Source organism: Actinoplanes sp. KI2, from assembly GCF_025630775.1.
GTDB lineage: Bacteria > Actinomycetota > Actinomycetes > Mycobacteriales > Micromonosporaceae > Actinoplanes.
In genome coordinates, this window is record NZ_JAOSZE010000037.1 from 19492 (window position 1) to 36921 (window position 17430).

A 17430-nucleotide genomic window follows, 5' to 3' on the forward strand; every position below is an offset into this window, starting at 1 on the left:
CCGAGTCAGCCCAGCGCGGCCCGCAACGCCGCGACGTCGTGGCCCACCTCGTCGGGAGTGGCGCCGTCGAGCACCCGGCGCATCAGGGCGGACGCCACCACGACGCCGTCGGCCGTCGCCGCGGCCGCGGTCGCCTGGGCCGGGGTGGAGACGCCGAAGCCGATCAGCACCGGCAGGCCGGTCGCCGCCTTGGCCCGGGTCGCCAGGCGGGTGGCGGCGCCGTCCAGGGTGTCCCGCTCGCCGGTGGTGCCCATCAGGCTGACCGCGTAGACGAAGCCCCGGCTGCGAGCCCCGATCTCGGCGAGCCGCTCGTCGGGGGTCACCGGCGCGGCCAGCAGGATCAGTGCGACACCGGCCCCGTCCGCGGCGTCCTGAACGCCGGAGGCCTCGTCGACCGGCAGGTCCGGCACGATCAGCCCGGTGATCCCGGCCGTGGCCAGCCGGCGGCAGAACTCCGCCGGCCCCGCGCGAAACACCAGGTTGGCGTACGTCATCGCGATAAGAGGAACGTCAACCTTTATTTCCGATAAATCGGTCAGGATGCCGTCCACCGTCGCGCCCCGGGCCAGCGCTCGGTCCGAGGCCTGCTGGATGGTCACCCCGTCGAGCATCGGGTCGGAGAACGGCAGGCCGATCTCGATCGCATCCGCCCCCGCCGCCGCGTAGGCGAGCAGGTAGTCCGTCCAGTCCGGGGTGATCCCGCCGGTGACGTAGGGGACCAGCGCCTTACCGCCGTCGGCCACCCGCGGCCCGAGCACGTCCACGCCGTACGAAATCATGCCTCTGCTCCCTCGCTCAGGGTGACCATGTCCTTGTCGCCGCGCCCGGAGAGCGTGAGCAGCACGCGCGATCCGCGCGGAAGCTCGGCGGTGCCGGCCGCCCGCAGCACCCACGCCACCGCGTGCGCCGACTCGAGCGCGCAGATGATCCCCTCGCTGCGGGCCAGCCGATGGATCGCCGCCACCACCTCGGCGTCGGTCACGGACCGGTACTCGGCCCGCCCGATCGCACCCAGGTGCGCGTGCTCCGGCCCGACGCCCGGGTAGTCGAGACCCGCCGCGATCGACTCCGCCTCGGCCACCTGCCCCTCGGCGTCCTGCAGCACCATCGAGCGGGCCCCGTGCACGACCCCGGGCGCGCCGCCGGTCATCGCCGCCCCGCCGCCCGCCTCCACGCCGATCAGCCGCGCGGTCGTGTCGACGAACCCGGCGAACGTCCCCGCCGCGTTCGAGCCGCCGCCGACGCAGGCCACCACCGCGTCGGGCAGCGACGGCGCCTGCGACCGGGCCTCGTTGCCGATCACCCGCTGGAATTCCCGGACCATCCATGGGTACGGGTGCGGGCCGCCCACCGAGCCGAGCAGGAAGTGTGCGTCGTCGACGTCGGCCACCCAGGCGCGCATCGCCTCGTTGGTGGCGTCCTTGAGGGTGCGGCTGCCGCTGGTCACCGGCACCACCTCGGCGCCCAGCATCTGGATCCGGAAGACGTTGAGCCGTTGCCGCTCGATGTCCCGGGCGCCCATGAAGATCGTCGCGGTCAGGCCGAGCAGCGCGGCCGCCGTCGCCGTGGCCACCCCGTGCTGGCCGGCGCCGGTCTCCGCGATCAGCCGGGTGCGGCCGAGCCGCCGGGCCAGCAGGGCCTGCCCGAGCACGTTGTTGATTTTGTGGCTGCCGGTGTGCGCGAGGTCCTCCCGCTTGAGCCACAGCGTGATGCCCAGCTCGCCGGAGAGGTTCCGGGCCGGGGTGAGGGGAGTGGGCCGGCCGGCATAGACCGCGAGCAAGTCGTCGAGCTCGTCGCGGAACGTCTTGTCGGCCCAGGCGTCGCGGAACGCCGCGGCCAGCTCCGCGCACGCCGGTACCAGGGACTCCGGGACGTAGCGGCCGCCGAAGTCGCCGAACCGGCCCGCGGCCGGCTCCGCCATGAGGGTCATCGCTGCCTCCAACAGTTATAGAACTCTCCGCCGCAGTGTTGCACATCGCGGCGGAGAGTTCTAGAACTTTGATGGAGGGTGGTGCGGGTTACCGGGCAGCCGCCGCGTACAGCGCCTGCGGGGTGACCGCGCCGGCGAAGACCCGGCCGTCATCGGTCACCAGCACCGTGAACAGGGTGCCGGCGAGCTCGTGCCCGCTGCCCCACGAGCCGCTCACCTTGGGCAGCATGCTCAGCACCGAGTCGAACTGCTTGGCGTCGGAGCCGGAGTCCTTGGGCAGCTTGGCCGACACGATCGTCGTCCAGCCCTTGCCGATCACCTGCGGCCCCTGCCCCTTGGCCTCGGCCTTGGCCTTCTCCGCCTCGGCCTTGGCCTTCTGCGCCGCGGCCTTGTGCTCCTTGGCCAGGCCCTCGGCCGTGCCCTGGTTCACCGTCGTGCCCGGCGGCGGGTTGAAGGTGAACTGCTGCGCGTCCGGCACCGCGAAGCTGATCTCCTGGAACGCCACCCGGACGGCCGGCGTCGGCTTGTTCTTGGCGTAGACGTCCACCCGCAGCGGGATGTGGTGCTCGGCGTCGATCGCCAGGCGCACCTGGGCGATCAGCGAGGACGTGTCCTTCGGGCTGAGCACCAGCTCGTACGCGTCCCGGCCGGCCACCCGGGCCGCGCCCGTGGTGGTCACCGTGGTGGTCGGGTCGATCGCGGCGAGCGCCGCGTCGGCCGCCTCCTGCGGGGTCTTGGGCACCTGACCGGCGATCGGGCCGGGGTGATCCGCCTTGTCGGCCGGCAGGGTCAGGTGGTTCGCCGACTTCTCCTTGCTGCTCCACAACCAGACGTCCCGGCCGTTGTGGATCACATCGGTCTCGCCCTGGGTGCCGATCAGCGCGAGCCGCATCTTGCTCTCGCCGGCGTACCACACCTTCGCGGTGTTGGTGCCGGTCAGCAGGGTGGCCAGGTCGGCCAGCCCGGCGCCGCCGGCGCTGGTGCTCGCGCCGCCGGGCGTCCCGGCGCCGCCGAGCGACGCCCCGCCGGCCAGGCCCGCGATGGCGGGCAGGCCGAGATCGGCGCTTTCCACGATGGTGCCGGACAGGCCGTCGACCTTCGCGTTCTGGATGTCGACGAGCAACTGAGCCGCGCTGCGATCCGGCAGCGACGGGTCCGCGCTCGCGACGATCGTGCCGGCCGCGGCGCCACCCCCGATGACGACCACCGCGGCGGCGGACGGTACGAGCCAACGTAGCGCCGGCCTGGACCTGAACACGGACACGATGTCCACCTCCCGTTCTCTCTGCCACAAAGCGTGCGCCGAAGCCGCTGTGACAGGGCTGAGAGCTTCCCCTAGGGGAGGCATCCCACGTGTAAAGGTAGTCCCGTGCGGTTGCTGGTGGTGGAGGACGAGGCGCGCCTGGCGGCGGCCCTGCAGCGTGGCCTGCAGGCCGAGGGCTTCGCGGTGGATGTGGCGGGCGACGGGCAGGACGGTCTCGAGATGGCCCGGCACGGGGGCTACGACGCGATGATCCTCGACGTCATGCTGCCCCGGCTCAGCGGCTATCGGGTGGTGCGTCAGCTGCGCGCCGAGCGCAACTGGGTGCCGGTGCTGATGCTGTCGGCCAAGGACGGGGAGTACGACCAGGCCGACGGCCTCGACTGCGGCGCCGACGACTACCTGACCAAGCCGTTCTCGTACATCGTGCTGCTCGCCCGGCTGCGCGCGCTGCTGCGCCGCGGCGCGCACGAGCGCCCGCCGGTGCTCTGCCACGGCGACATCGAGCTCGACCCGGCCGAGCGCCGGGTGCTGGTCGCGGGCGACCAGGTGGTGCTCACCACCCGCGAGTTCGCCCTGCTGGAATACCTGATGCGCCGCCCCGGCGAGGTGGTCAGCAAGATCGAGCTGCTCGACCACGTGTGGGACGCCGCCGTCGAGACCGCGCCGAACGCGGTCGAGGTCTACGTGGGCTACCTCCGTCGCAAGATCGGCCGGGAGCGGCTGGAGACGGTGCGCGGCGCCGGTTACCGGCTGTCGGGCGGCTGAGGTGCGCCGGCCCCGCGAGTTCAGCCTGCGGTCGCGGCTGCTGTGGCTGAGCGTCATCGTGGTCAGCGCGGGCCTGGTGACCGGCGGCGTGCTGCTGATCGGGGTGCTCAACCTCGCCCTGCTGCGCGCGGTCAACGCCGAGGCCGGCGACACCGCGGCCGGCGTGGTCAAGCTGATCGACCAGCACTCGCTGGCCGAGGTCATCCAGGTCAACCCGTCGATGCAGGTCCAGGTGATCGACAGCCAGGACCGGGTGCTGGCCATCTCGGCCGGCGCCGACCGGCTGATCCCGATGCTGCACGACGACGAGCTGCGCGGCCTCAAGGACGGCGAGATCACCGAGATCCCCGGCGACCGGATCGGGCTGCCGGGCGGCGCGGCCCGGGTGGTGATGCGCACGGCCGGTCCGCCCGGCAACCCGGTCCGGGTGCTGGTCGCCCGCTCCACCGACGACCTGGACCAGGGCGTGCACATCCTGCGGGTCACCCTGCTGATCGCGTTCCCGCTGCTGGTCGGCATGCTCGCGGCGATCATGTGGCGGATCCTCGGCGCCGCGCTGCGCCCGGTCGACGCGCTGCGGGCCGGGGCCGAGGAGATCACCGGCGGCACCCGGCACGGCCGGCTGCCGCTGCCCGAGTCGCGGGACGAGATCTACCGGCTGGCCGTCACGCTCAACGGCATGCTGTACCGGCTCGAGGCGGCCCGCGCCCGGCAGCGCGCGTTCGTCGCCGACGCCGCGCACGAGCTGCGCAGCCCGCTCACCAACATGCGCACCGAGCTCGAGGTGGCCCAGCGCCTGCCGGACACCGACTGGCCGGCTCTCTCCACCGACCTGCTCACCGACGTCGACCGGCTCAGCCGCCTGGTCGACGACCTGCTGCTGCTGGCCCGCTCGGACGACGGCGCCCCGCCCGGCCGGCTCGCCGCGGCCCGGCTGGCCGAGGTCGACCTCGGCGGCGTCATCGGCGACGTGGTCTCCCGCTACCCGGCGATCGCCTACACCCGTCCGCCGGAGGCGGTGCTCGCCACGGTCGAGCCCGACGCGATCGGCCGGGTGGCCGCCAACCTGCTCGACAACGCCGAGCGGCACGCCCGGTCGCGGGTCGCCGTCGAGGTGGTCGACGAGGGCGGCTACGCGCGCATCACGGTCTGCGACGACGGCCCCGGCATCCCGCCCGCCGACCGGGAACGCGTCTTCGACCGGTTCACCCGCCTCGACGATGCCCGCGCCCGGGACGCCGGCGGCACCGGGCTGGGCCTCGCGATCGTCCGCGAGCTGGTCCGCCGGCACGGTGGCACGGTCACCCTGGGCGACGCGTCACCCGGCCTCCGCGTGGACATCCGGCTGCCGATCCCCTGAACGATTCGCGGGAACTATCCGTCCGATCATGCCGACCAACGGGGCGTATCGACACTCCCGCGGAAGGTATCGACTCCGATGTCCCTGTTCAAGCGCTCGGCCCTGGTGGCCGCCGTGGTCGGCGGCCTGACCCTCGCGCTGGCCGCCCCGGCCTCGGCGCACGTCACCGTCAACCCGAACACCGCCACGCCCGGCGGCTACACCAAGGTGACCTTCCGGGTGCCCAACGAGAAGGACAGCGCGAACACCACCAAGCTCGAGGTGAACCTGCCCGCCGGCCAGCCGGTCGCGTCGGTCTCGATCAAGCCGCTCCCGGGCTGGACCGCGGTCGCCGACAAGACCAAGCTGGCCACCCCGATCAAGTCCGACGACGGCGACATCACCGAGGCGGTCACGAAGATCACCTGGACCGCCGACGCGAGCTCGGCCATCAAGCCCGGCCAGTTCCAGGAGTTCGACGTCTCGCTCGGCCCGCTCCCGGAGTCCGGCCAGATGGTCTTCAAGGCCCTGCAGACGTACTCCGACGGCGACATCGTCCGCTGGATCGACGACCCCACCACGGACGGCACCGAGCCGGAGCACCCGGCCCCGGTCCTCAAGCTCACCGCCGCGACCGCCCCCGCCGCGGCCGCCCCGGCCGCTACCGGCTCGGCCGACTCCGACGGACCGGACGCGTTCGCCGTCGCCGGCTTCGTGGCCGGCCTGCTCGGGCTGATCCTCGCCCTGCTGGCGTTCCAGCGCTCCGCCCGCAAGCCCGCGGCCGCGTCGGACTCGTCCTCGTCGTCCGCCGCCGACGACAAGAAGGTCCCGACCGGCGCATGACCAACCCGCGGCTGCTTGCGCTTTCGGGGCTTTCCGGGGCTTTCCGGGGCTTTCGGGGCTTTCCGGGGCTTTCCCCGGGGCGCAAGCAGCCTCTATGCGGCGAGTGTGCTGCTGCTGCTGCCGTCGGCGGCGGCCAGGCGGCGGCTGCGCCCCCGGCCGCGGGCCAGCTTCTGCCGGTACAGCTCGGCGTCGGCGTGCGAGTACAACTCGTCGAGGTCGGTTCCGTCGCGGCCGAGGAGGCCGGCGCCGACGCTGACGCCGATGCGTTGCGCCAGCGCGCCCGTGATGTCACCGGCCACGTCGTCGACCTCGTCGGCGCCGCACGAGGCGAGCAGGACGACGAACTCGTCGCCGCCGAAACGGCCCACCACGTCCTGCGGGTGCAACCGCTCCTTCAACGTGGCACCCACCCAGCACAGCAGCTCGTCGCCCGCGGCGTGCCCCGCGGAGTCGTTGACCTCCTTGAACCGGTCGAGGTCGAGGATCAGGAGCGACAGGTCGCGACCGGCGAGCCGGGCGCGGGTCAGCAGGTCGGCCGAGCGCTCCAGGAAGCCGCGCCGGTTGAGGCACTTGGTCAGCACGTCCACCCGGGACAGCTCCCGCATCCGGCGGCGCTGCGCGGCGGCGACGCGGCCCCGGTCGGCGAACGCCATCGACACGACCAGCGCGCCGCCGAGGTGGGTGAGCACGTACCACGGGGTCGCTTCCCCGACGAACACGGCGACGGCCAGGTAGCAGACCGCGATCAGGGGCAGCGACATGCGGCCCACCTTCGGCGTGACCAGGGCGACCAGCGGCATCAAGGTGATCATGCCGAAACCGAGGGTGCCGTTGACGCCGCCGTCGAGGCAGACCACGGCCGAGCAGAGGGCGAACTGCACCACCCCGCTGGCCGGCATGATGAATCGGGCCGCCCGGGTCCGGCTCAGCCGGGCCGAGGCCGCGATGACGGCCACGGCCGCCGAGCAGGCGGCCACCAGCAGCGCGGCCATGAGCCAGCGGTGCAGGTTTCCGGTCGCCATCAACAGGACGTAGACCAGCGCCAGGCCCGCGGTGAAGAGGCTGACATGCCCGGCGTTGGTGATCGCGCGGTGGCGTCGTTCGTGCTGGGAGACCGTGGCCGGCTGGTGCCGCGCGCTGTCGCCGCGGACACCGGCGACCGCGACCTCCGCCGGCACCGTCCGGTCGTGCGCCGCCTTGTCGAGGTAGACGCGCTGGTCGGCAAGTTCCCGCAGCGCCTGCGGGGTGTCGGCCTCGCTCGGGTAACAGGCGTACCCGATGCCGGCGGCGGCCACCCCACGCAGGCCGGCATGCAGGCGTTCGAGCACCGCGGGCACGTCGTCGGGGTCGAGGCCGCCGAGCACCGCGGCGAACTCGTCGCCGCCGACCCGGCCGACGACGTCGCGGACGCGCAACTGCTCGGTGAGGGTGCGGCCGGTCCAGGCCAGCAGATCGTCACCGGCCTGGTGGCCGTACTTGTCGTTGATCGTCTTGAAGCCGTCGAGGTCGACCAGGAACATGACGGCGCCGGTGCCGGTCCGGTCCGCCTCGGCGAGTTCGGCCGCCAGTCGCTCCTCGAAGCCGCGCCGGTTGAGGCAGCCGGTCAGCGGGTCGGTCCGCGACAGGGCACCGAGCCGGCGCTGCAGCGACACCATGGCCGCGGAGTACCGGATCGCCAGCATCGAGACGCCGCCGACATGGATCGTGTAGATCAGTGCGTAGCCGAGCTGGCCGGGGCCGCCGGACAGGGCGGTCGCCCAGTAGCCGGCCGCGCCGAGGGCCGCCAGGGCAAGGAAGGGCCGCAGTGGCATGCCGAGCGCGAGCAGAATGATCAGCAGCGGCAATACGGCGCCGAGGGTGCTGTTCACCCCGCCGTCGAGCCAGCCCAGGACGGTGAACCCGACCACGTTGAGGCTGAGCCCGGTCAGCTGGGCGACCACGCGGTATCGGGACCGCTCGATGGCGTCCGCACGAATGACGGCAAAACCGGCGAACAGCATCATGACCGTGCAGATCGCCACCATCGCGGGGCGGTTCCCGGCCGGCCAGGTGAAGGCGAGGTACGGCAGACAGGCGAGCGGTGCCAGCACGCTCAGCGCTGCCGTGGCCCGGACGGTGTGCAGGCGGCGGCGGGGCATCTCGCTGGGCAATGACGCGTTCGTCGTCCCCACCTCCTCCGCCGGACCGATCCGTTCTGGCCAGCCAATCGACGGAGGAAGCTGCAAAACTGAAGGAACCGGCGGGAGCAGCACGGGAGCAGGACACCGGCGGAAGGGTTTGCCCAGATGACGTTGTCTTTGCGCGCGGCACCGTCGGACCGCAACGCCGGCCTCCGCCAGCGCCTCGCCCGAGGTCAAGATGCCGGCGGCCTCCGCCGCACGGCCGACGAACCGGAGGTGGCCAACGCCGCGGCCCGCGTGCTACGGGTCTGGACTCACGGCGTGTCCAGATCGGACGGCAGGGCCGTGCCGTCCCGGCTCACCAGCCGGGTCGTCTCGATCCGCCACTCGCCGCGCAGGGCCCGCCCGGTCCCGCTCACCACCCGGTAGAACCCGTCGCCGACATGCGTGAACCGCCACTGCTGGCAGCGGGCCGGCCCCGGCGGACGGAACGCGATCGCCGGGCCGCACGCGTTCAGCGCCCGCGTCCCGGCCGGGTCGGCGATCAGCACCGCGCCGACCGGCTGCGGCCGGAACTCCTGGCAGGTCGCGCCGGTCGCGGTGGCCGTCTGGATCGCGTCGCCGGTGCAGCCGGCGGGCTGCAGCACCCGCCCGTTGAGCTTGCTGCTCATCGTGGACCACCCGTCCGAAGCGGGCTCGACCGCGAACTGCTGGCAGTCGTTGTGCAGCCAGCCCCACTGGGCGACCCGGGCGCCCTCCGCGTTCACGCAGGCCGCCACCTCGGCGATCTTGTTGCTGAACCGGTTGTCGATGCTCACGTAGCCGGGGTCGCGCGGGTCGAGCCGCCACTGCGCGCAGGTGCTGCCGGACGGCGCCGCGAGGGTGATGTCGGCCCCCTCGTAGCCGCAGGTGGCGTTGGACATGACCCGCCCGTCCGCCCGGTTCACCAGGGTCAGGTAGGCCGGGCCGTGCCCGATCCGCACGCTGCCGGAGAGCGGGTCGCCCAGCGCCGGCCAGCCGCCCGCCCAGCGCAGCGGCCGCACCGACAGCTTCGGCGCGCCGTTGTCGTACCGGTCGTAGTAGTGGTGCACGTAGAAATCGCGGTAGACGTCGCCGCCGCCCGGCCCGCGGAACTCGTTGTAGCCGCGCAGCAGTTCGGTCCCGCCGCCGGTCAGCATCGGCACGCCGGAACGGTCCAGGTAGGGTCCGGTCACACCGGCCGAGCGCCCGACCACCACCCGGTAGTCGCTCTCCACCCCGCGGCAGCAGTAGTCCAGGCTGGCGAACAGGTAGTAGTACCCGCCGTGCCGGACGATCGACGCGCCCTCGATCGAGGCCCCGCCGCGGGAGGCGAGCGAGTAGAGGGCCGGGTCGCCCGCCAGGCCGCTGGCCGGGTCGAGCTGCCGCAGCTTGATCCCGTCCCAGAACGAGCCGAACGCGAGCCACTGGGCGCCCGCCGAATCGACGACCAGATCGGGGTCGATGGCGTTGAAATTGTCCGAAGTAGTCGATCGCAGCACCATCCCGCGGTCCACCCACCGGTACTCCGGGCTCGATGGGTCCAGCGTCCGGTTTGTCGCCAGCCCGATCACCGAGTTGTTGGTGCCGAACGAGCTGGCGGCGTAGTAGAGCCGGTATTCGCCGCGGTAGTAGGAGATGTCCGGCGCCCAGAAGTCGCCCGGCGTGACGCCCAGCTGCTGCGGGATCCACGCCGGCGCGGTCGTGAAGACCGGCCCGAGCTCCTCCCAGTGCAGCAGGTCGGTCGACCGTTTCATCGGCAGGTAGGTGCGGGTGGCGATGTCGCCGGTGATGAAGGCGTAGTAGTACCGCCCCTGCTTGATCATGGTGGGGTCGTGTGCGATCGGGTCGTCCGCGATCCGTCCGACGGGGGAGTTCGATGCGAGCGCGGGCTGCGACAACACCGCGATCGAACCGACGATCAAGAGCAAGATTGCGTACGCCCGGCAGGCAGCTCTCCGCATCCCAGCATCATCGTGAATGCGTTGCGGAAAGGCCATACCCGAGGGCGCGGCCGCCCCGTGGACCGCCGCGCCCTGTCTTCGGTGAGTGGGTCAGGTGACGCTGCACGAGACCGTCGGCCACGTCCACGTGCCGTTGGTCTGGATGGTGACGCCCCAGTTGTTGCCGCTGCCGTTCGGCTTCGCCGTCAGCACCTGGGCGCTGGGGTAGCTCGCGGTGATGTTCCAGGTGGCGATGATCTTCTCGGGGGAGGGGACGTTCATCGTGACCGTCCACGAGTTCGACCCGCTGACGCTCACGTTGAGGTTGTAGCGGTCGCTCCACGTGCTGCCGGCCGACAGCGTCGCGGTGCAGCTGCCGCCGCCCCCGCCCCCGCCGCCGCCTCCGCCGCCCCCGCCGCCGGTCGGGGCCACGGCCCGGCCGGTCTGCGGCGAGATCATGCCGGCGCACAGGCCCCGGCTCGCCAGGCCCTGCGCGATACGCGGGATGGCGGAGAGGGTGTTCCCCGGCCACTCGTGCATGAGGATGATCTGCCCGTTGGTCAGCCGGGCGTTGGCCGCGACGATCGCGTCGACACTGGCGCCGTTCCAGTCCTGCGAGTCGACATCCCAGATGATCTGAGTGAGGCCGTACTTCGCCTCCACCGATTGGAGGGTGCCGTTCGTCTCGCCGTAGGGCGGCCGGAACAGCTTGGGCGTACCGCCGCCGGCATTGGCGATGGCGGTCTGCGTACGCGACAGCTCGGAGTCGATCTGTGCCTGCGACTGCTGGATCAGATGCGGGTGGGTGTAGCTGTGGTTGCCGACCCACATTCCGGCGCTGACCTCGGCCGCCACCTGGCTCGGGTAGGCGGCCGCGTACTGGCCCTCGTTGAACATGGTGGCCCGCAACCCGTTGGCCTTCAGGGCGTTCAGAATCGCCGGCGTGTGGTCGTTGGAGGGTCCGTCGTCGAACGTGAGCCCGACGTACCCGTTGCAGGTGGCGGCCTGGGCGGGCGTGTCGAGCGCCGTTACGGCGACCCCGGTGGCGGCGACGATCAGCGCGAAGACGGCGGCCAGCGGTCGTACGCGTCTGTTCGGGGGAGCGTTCATGTGCACACCTCTCGTGACGGCCGGCGGAAGGGGACGCCGCCGGCGGGGACGGGCAGCCCGCATCGAGCCGGCCGGTGGAAGCCGACGTGCGCTGCGGCGGGGGAGTTATCGAGCCTCGTCGATTGCGCCAGTATTGGCCCGCGCGTCGCCCGGTGTCAACAACTTCCGGAAAGTTGTCGGAAATTGGAGGGCCGTGTAGTGCCAGGCCAGGGCGCTTTGCCCGTTGTTTTGTGGTGTCCAGCGCTGCGTTGAGCTGCGAGCGTGGCCGAAAGTTTCGGAGCACTTGCGCCCGCGGCGCATCATCGGATCATGACGTACCTGTACGCCCAGCCGAACGTCCGCGTGACCGGCCGGCGAGTGGTTGCCACCCTCCTCGACGGCATCGTCCTCGGCGCCATCGCCTCGCTGCTCGCCCGGTTCTTCGGCACCGGCCGGCCCTCATCCGGCTTCGACATGACCACGCTGACCTTCGGCGGCGGCCTGCGCCTGTTCGTCGTGGTACTTCTCTACTACACGCTGCTGGAGGGCTTGACCGGCCGCACGGTCGGCAAGTTCGTCACCGGCATCCGCGTGGTCGACGCCCAGACCGGCCGCGTACCCGGCCTGCTGTCGGGCTTCGTCCGCACCCTCTGGCGCCTGATCGACGGCATCCTCGCCTACCTGGTCGGTTTCCTGATCGTGATCAACTCGGACCGTCGCCGCCGGCTGGGCGACATGTTCGCCAAGACGTTGGTGGTGCGCGCCTGAGGCGGACGGGCGGCGCCAGGCCTGCTGGACGCTTCCGGGGCGGTTTCAGGGGCGCGAGTGCCGGGCGCTTCCGGGCGTTAGGGGCGCGAGTGCCGGGCGCTTCCGGGCGTTCAGGGGCGCGGTGCCGGGCGCTTCCGGGGGCTGGCGGCCCGGTGCGGGGCGCGCGCCTGCCCGGCGCGGGCGGGCCGGTTCCGGAGCGCGACGGCGGTGGGTGAGCGGCGGGTGGCCGCCGCGGTGCCGGTGGGGTCAGCGGCGGGTGGCCGCCGCGGTGCTGGGTGCCGGGAGTGGGGGCAGGAGGGCGGCGATCGCGGCCTGCCCGGCGGCGTTCGGATGGTCGCCGTCGCTGGCCAGCAGATCGGTCGGGTCGTCGGTGCCGTCGGCGCCGTGGAAGGCCGGCTCGGTGCTGATGTACTCGGCGTCGGCGTTCGTCGACGCGGCGGCCTGCAGGGCGTTGTTGATCATGGAGGTGGCCTGGGCGGCGTCCTTCACCCCGTTCGGCCCGTAGGTCTGCTGGCCCACCTGGCCGTCCAGGACGACGTTCCAGTAGCCGAGGACGATCACCGGGACGGTGTGCGCCTTCTCGATGTCGGCGATCGTGGCCGTGACGTCGCTCTGCACGCCGGCGGCGGCGGCCGGGTAGGTCGTCGGGTCGTCGATCGTGTCGGCCACGTCGTTGGCGCCGATCATGATGACGACTTGGGCGGCCTGGGAGACGGCGCCGAGGTCGCCGGGCAGCTGGTCGCGCATGTCGGAGGCGGTCGCGCCGGACTCGGCCAGATTCACGTCGATCGCGTGCTGGCCCTTGGCGTACAGGGCCGGGAAGGGATCGCAGCCGCACACGGCGCCGGCCGCGACCGAATCGCCCAGGGTGACCACCGACGGCGTTGTGCCCGTCCCGGGCGTGGCGCTCGGCACCGTGTCGGCCGCGGACGCCGTGTCACACGCCATCAGCAGGGCGACCGCCATCAGCAGGGCGGGGAGCAGCAGCGGGCGCCGCACGAAGCCGGCCGGGCCAGGTGGGCGGCGAACCAGTCGAATGATGGTCCCTCCATCCGAAGCCGAACCGCTCTCCGAGCCATCGCCGATCCTGATACCCGCAGAAGAGTACCCGGACGGGCCGGCGGCCGCCGGGTACCGGCGGAAGGTCACACGGCCGCCCGCGCGGTGGCTTCGTCCTCCGGCGCTCGGCGCAGCCGGGACAGCCGCGGCAGCCGGGGCTCGGGCAGGAAGGCCTCGGCGGTCATCGCGGCGACCGCGATCCGCGGCAGGTCGCGGGCGGTCGGGAAGCACAGGTAACGCGGCGCCCACTGCGGCTGGTACTTCGCGTTCGACCGGTACAGCGACTCGATCTGCCACAGCTTGGAGGCGGCCATCAGCAGCCGGTGCCAGAGCCGCAGCACCGGCCCGGCGCCCAGCTCCTCGGCCCGGGCAAAGACCGAGCGCAGCACCGCGAAGTTCAGCGACACCCGGCGTACGCCCATGGCCGGCGACTGCTCGAGGACCTCGGTGACCATCAGCTCGGTGAGGCCGTTGTCGGCGGTGCGGTCGCCGCGCATCAGGTCGAGGGACAGCCCGTCGGCGCCCCACGGCACGAACTGCAGCAGCCCGCGCAGCGCGCCCTGCGCGTCGGTGCAGAGCACGAGCAGGCAGTCGGCGTCCCGCGGGTCGCCGAGCCGGGACAGCGCCATCGAGAAGCCCCGCTCGACCGGCCCGTCGCGGAACAGGTCGGCGGCCCGGACCGCGTCGGCCAGCTCGGCCGGGGTCAGGTCGCGTTGCCGGACGACCCGGCACTGGTAGCCGGCCCGCCGCATCCGGTTGACCGCCTGCCGCACGCCGCGCATCGGCCGGCCGGTCAGCGAGAACGTGCCGGTGTCCACGATCGCCTCGTCGCCCAGTTCGACGACGTCGAGACCCCATTTCCGGTACGCCTTGCCGGCCGCGTTGCCGCAGCCCAGGACCGCCGGGGTCCAGCCGTGCCGGTTCGCGTCGCCGAGCCAGGCGCCGATCGCCTCGGGCCATGCCGACTCCGGGCCGATCGGGTCGCCGGCCGCCAGGCTCACCCCGTTGACCACCCGGTAGGCGACGACCGCGGCCCGGTTCGGCGCCCAGATCAGCGACTTGTCGGTGCGCAGCGCGAAGTAGCTCAGCGAGTCGGCCTTGCCGTACCGCCGCAGGAGCTCGCGCAGGCGCTCCTCGCTCGCCTCGTCGCGCTCGGGCCGCCGCGGCGCCGGTCGCAGCAGGATCACCAGCGCGATCCCGCCGGCGAGCAGGCCGCACGCCCCGGTGGTGTAGGCGACCGCGTCGGCGCCGAGTCGATACTGGAAATGTACCGGCCCGTCGATGCCGACGAGCCCGAGCGCGGCCTCCTCGGCCCAGGCGATGACGCCCGGCGTGCCCAGCAGGTGGTTGGCCCGGATCGCGATCTCGAGGAAGCCGAGCAGGAAGCCGGCCAGGGTGAAGCCGACCAGCGCGGTCAGCGCGCGCCAGCGGCTGGTCGGGTCGGCCACGGCGGTGAACCGGTCCTGGGTGGCCAGCAACATGATCAGCAGCACCCCGGCGACCCCCGCGGCCGCGAAGTCGAGGCCCTTCACCAGGTGCAGCACGATCGAGAGCGCGGTCAGCCCGACCGCGACCTGCCAGGCCCGGCGCTTGCCGCGGCGCAGTCCGGCACCCAGGTAGACCAGCAGCATGCCGACCACGATGGTGGCGGCGTGGGCGGAGAGCACCCCGGCGGCCGGCACGTAGTGCGCGAACTCGGCCATCCGGCTGTGCGGGCGGGGCACCAGCGCGGTGACGACGTCGAAGAGGCCGGCCAGCTGAACGAATCGGGCGATCGTCCGCCGGGAAAGAGGCGGCCGTGCCAACCCGGGCTGCATCATGACGCCATCATCTGTGTGCAAGCTGTGAAGCACTAGACAAGAAGCTGCTTTCTAGCTGAGTGCTACCTCCGTCGGGACGCGGAGAGCGCCGGCGTGCTCACCCGCCGTACGCGATCTGCTCGCTCGGCGGCGTGAAGCCGGCGTAGTCGCCGTCGCCGACCGCGGCGCGCAGCACCCGGCCGACCGCCGTCACCACGTCGGCCTCGACCGCGCTGCCGACGAGGTCCGACGGGTTCGCCGGGTCGGCCGCGATGCCGGCGGCCACCGCGGTGGCGGTGAACCCGACGAACGTCTCGGTGCGGTGGTCCTCGGTGCTGCCGGTCTTGCCGGCCACCGGGCGCCTGCCCATGATCGAGTTGACCTGGGTGGCGGTGCCGCCGTCGCACTCGCCGAACGTGCCCCGCTGGCCGACCGGGCAGCGGGCCGCGTCGGTGGCGGCCCGCGCCACGTCCGGGTCGAGCACCTGCTTGCACGTGCTCGTGACGGCGACGCTCTGACCGTGCGCATCGGTGATCGACTGAACCGGCAGCGGCCGGCAGTAGGTGCCCTCGGCGGCCACCGTCGCGTACGCCGAGGCCAGCTCGAGCGGAGTCGTGTCGACGACGCCGAGGGTGAACGAGCCCCAGCTCCCGGCGCCGGTCTTCGCCATCTCGGCGTCGGCCGGGTTGGCGAAGGCGATGCCCAGCTTCTTCGCCTCGGCCACCGCGGCGGCCGGGCCGACCTGCTCCTCCAGGCGGACGAAGTAGGTGTTCACCGAGCGGCCGAACCCGGTCCACATGGTGCGGTAGCCGTCCATCCAGCCCGGGTTGGCGTTGCCCGGGCAGTACTTGCCGCCGCAGTTGTCCGGACCGTTGTCCGGCCACTCGGTGCGCAGCTTGGCCGGCGCGTCGAAGCCGGTGTCCAGGGGCATGCCCGCCTCCAGGGCGGCCAGCATGGTGAACATCTTGAAGGTCGAGCCGGACGGGTAGCCGTACAGCTTGGGGCCACCGCTGACCAGCGGGTTCACCGTGTTCTGGGTGCCCTTCGCGGTGCTGTAGTGGCGGTTGACGGCCAGCGCCAGCACCTTGCCGGTGCCCGGCTGGACCACCGCGATCGGCAGCACCTTCTTGCTGGTCAGGCCGTAGACGGAGCGGGACTCGGCGGCCGCGGTGTGCTGCAGGTCCGGGTCGAGGGTGGTGACGATGGTGTAGCCGCCGCGGCGCAGCGCCGTGTCACGCTCGGCGACGGTGCTGCCGAACTGCGGCTGCGCGTCGAACCAGGTACGCACGTAGTCGCAGAAGAAGCCCCAGCCGTCGGCCGTGCCGGCGGCGTCCATGCAGCCGTTCGGCGGGGCCGTGCCGGCGAATGTGAGCTTCTCGGCGGCCGCCGTCCGCTGCTGGGCCGCGGTGATCATGCCGGCCTTCTGCATGGCCCCCAGCACGTACAGCTGCCGGGCCTTGGCCTTTGATCTGTCCCCGCTGAGCGGGTTGTCGGCGTCGGGCGACTGCACGATGCCGGCGATCATCGCGGCCTGGGCGAGGTCGAGCCGGGCCGGGGTGACCCCGAAGATCCGCCGGGCGGCCGCCTCGATGCCGTACCCGCCGTCGCCGAAGTACACGATGTTCAGGTAGTTCTGCAGGATCTGCTGCTTGGAGAGGCGCTGCTCGAGCTCGAGCGCGTACTGCACCTCCTTGAGCTTGCGCTCCGGGGTGTCCGCGGTGGCCGCGGCCCGCTCGGCGGGGGTCAGCGTCGGGTCGTCCTTCAGGACGTTGCGCACCACCTGCATGGTCAGTGTCGAGGCGCCCTGCGCGGCCGCGCCGCGGCGTGCGTCGGCGACCAGCGCCCGGACGGCGCCCTTCAGGTCGACGCCGCCGTGCTGGTAGTAGCGCACGTCCTCGGCGGCGACGATCGCCTGCTGCATGACGGGGGCGATCTGGCCGAGCGTGACGTCGTGCCGGTCCTCGTCGTAGAACGTGGTGATCAGCGTCTTGCCGTCGCTGGCGTACACCCGGGTGACCTGGGCGGTCGGCGGGTTGAGCAGCTGGGCGGGCAGGTCGGCGCGCTGCTGCTCGGACCAGTGCGCGGCGGAGATCAGGACGGCCCCGGTCGGTATCGCCGCGACGCCGACGAGCACGCCGATCAGGATCAGCACGCCGCCCAGCCGGCCGAGCGCGCTCCCACGCCCGTGTCCGGTTCCTTCCGGTGTCATCCCCTAGATCCTTTCCAAGATCCGTGAAACGGTCCGACCTCTAGTCCGTAGCACCGGGACCTGAGCACAACCTGGGTTTCGTTATGGATCCGTGACTCTTTCGGCCCGCTTACCGCTGGTGACCAACACAGGAGTTATCGGCACCACTTCTGTCCAGATTAGGCCGGGAAATCCCCGCTTCCAGAAGGTGAATATTACTCTCGGTAGTCGGTCCGAGGTGACCTGGGTTACTGACTGGTAGCTCTGGGACTTGTAACCGCTGAGCTGGGGCGGCAACATTTCCC

General features: G+C 72.3%; 13 protein-coding genes. 4 read left to right on the forward strand and 9 right to left on the reverse strand.

What is annotated here, in order from left to right:
• Positions 1–5: 5 nt before the first annotated feature.
• The 3 genes from trpA to ODJ79_RS33390 form a co-directional block, all read right to left on the reverse strand.
• Positions 6–779 carry a tryptophan synthase subunit alpha gene (gene trpA, locus ODJ79_RS33380; protein ID WP_263027623.1) on the reverse strand — a complete coding sequence of 258 codons (774 nt, stop codon included), beginning with the start codon at positions 777–779 and terminating at the stop codon, positions 6–8.
• Positions 776–1930, reverse strand: coding sequence for a tryptophan synthase subunit beta (trpB, locus tag ODJ79_RS33385; RefSeq protein ID WP_263027624.1), 1155 nt, complete (start codon positions 1928–1930; stop codon positions 776–778). The genes trpA and trpB overlap by 4 nt, the downstream gene beginning before the upstream one ends.
• Before the next feature lie 88 nt (positions 1931–2018).
• Positions 2019–3194: a LolA family protein gene (locus ODJ79_RS33390; RefSeq protein ID WP_263027625.1), complete on the reverse strand. Its 1176-nt coding sequence runs from the start codon at positions 3192–3194 to the stop codon at positions 2019–2021.
• Between the two features lie 105 nt (positions 3195–3299).
• Here ODJ79_RS33390 and ODJ79_RS33395 point away from each other — a divergent pair, with 105 nt between their 5' ends.
• The 3 genes from ODJ79_RS33395 (at position 3300) to ODJ79_RS33405 (ending at position 6141) form a co-directional block, all read left to right on the forward strand.
• Positions 3300–3959 carry a response regulator transcription factor gene (locus ODJ79_RS33395; RefSeq protein WP_263027626.1) on the forward strand — a complete coding sequence of 220 codons (660 nt, stop codon included), beginning with the start codon at positions 3300–3302 and terminating at the stop codon, positions 3957–3959.
• 40 nt (positions 3960–3999) lie between these two features.
• On the forward strand, positions 4000–5319 hold the full coding sequence (locus ODJ79_RS33400) for a sensor histidine kinase (protein ID WP_263027697.1): 1320 nt from the start codon (positions 4000–4002) through the stop codon (positions 5317–5319).
• A gap of 78 nt (positions 5320–5397) precedes the next feature.
• Positions 5398–6141, forward strand: coding sequence for a YcnI family protein (locus ODJ79_RS33405; protein WP_263027627.1), 744 nt, complete (start codon positions 5398–5400; stop codon positions 6139–6141).
• Positions 6142–6233: 92 nt separating this feature from the next.
• On the opposite strand, the gene ODJ79_RS33410 is transcribed toward ODJ79_RS33405, so the two are convergent.
• From ODJ79_RS33410 to ODJ79_RS33420, 3 genes are all read right to left on the reverse strand, one after another.
• A complete protein-coding gene (locus tag ODJ79_RS33410; RefSeq protein ID WP_263027628.1) occupies positions 6234–8312 on the reverse strand; it encodes a GGDEF domain-containing protein in 2079 nt (692 codons plus the stop codon).
• A 263-nt stretch (positions 8313–8575) separates the two neighbouring features.
• On the reverse strand, positions 8576–10243 hold the full coding sequence (locus tag ODJ79_RS33415; RefSeq protein WP_263027629.1) for a family 43 glycosylhydrolase: 1668 nt from the start codon (positions 10241–10243) through the stop codon (positions 8576–8578).
• Positions 10244–10333: 90 nt separating this feature from the next.
• Entirely contained in the window at positions 10334–11332 is a 999-nt protein-coding gene (locus ODJ79_RS33420; RefSeq protein ID WP_263027630.1) for a polysaccharide deacetylase family protein, read from the reverse strand.
• A gap of 309 nt (positions 11333–11641) precedes the next feature.
• Between ODJ79_RS33420 and ODJ79_RS33425 the strand changes: the two genes are divergently transcribed.
• Complete coding sequence (locus tag ODJ79_RS33425) at positions 11642–12079, forward strand: RDD family protein (protein WP_263027631.1); 438 nt, start codon at positions 11642–11644, stop codon at positions 12077–12079.
• 246 nt (positions 12080–12325) lie between these two features.
• Here ODJ79_RS33425 and ODJ79_RS33430 read toward each other — a convergent pair whose 3' ends face one another.
• The 3 genes from ODJ79_RS33430 to ODJ79_RS33440 all read right to left on the reverse strand — a co-directional run bounded on the left by ODJ79_RS33430 (position 12326) and on the right by ODJ79_RS33440 (position 17146).
• The gene (locus tag ODJ79_RS33430; protein WP_263027632.1) at positions 12326–13078 is read right to left on the reverse strand and encodes an SGNH/GDSL hydrolase family protein; all 753 of its coding nucleotides are present in this window, start codon (positions 13076–13078) and stop codon (positions 12326–12328) included.
• A gap of 146 nt (positions 13079–13224) precedes the next feature.
• The gene (locus ODJ79_RS33435) at positions 13225–14958 is read right to left on the reverse strand and encodes a phosphatidylglycerol lysyltransferase domain-containing protein (RefSeq protein ID WP_263027633.1); all 1734 of its coding nucleotides are present in this window, start codon (positions 14956–14958) and stop codon (positions 13225–13227) included.
• Positions 14959–15055: 97 nt separating this feature from the next.
• Positions 15056–17146 (reverse strand): transglycosylase domain-containing protein, encoded by a 2091-nt coding sequence (locus tag ODJ79_RS33440; protein ID WP_263027634.1) that lies wholly within the window; start codon positions 17144–17146, stop codon positions 15056–15058.
• Between the last annotated feature and the right edge of the window lie 284 nt (positions 17147–17430).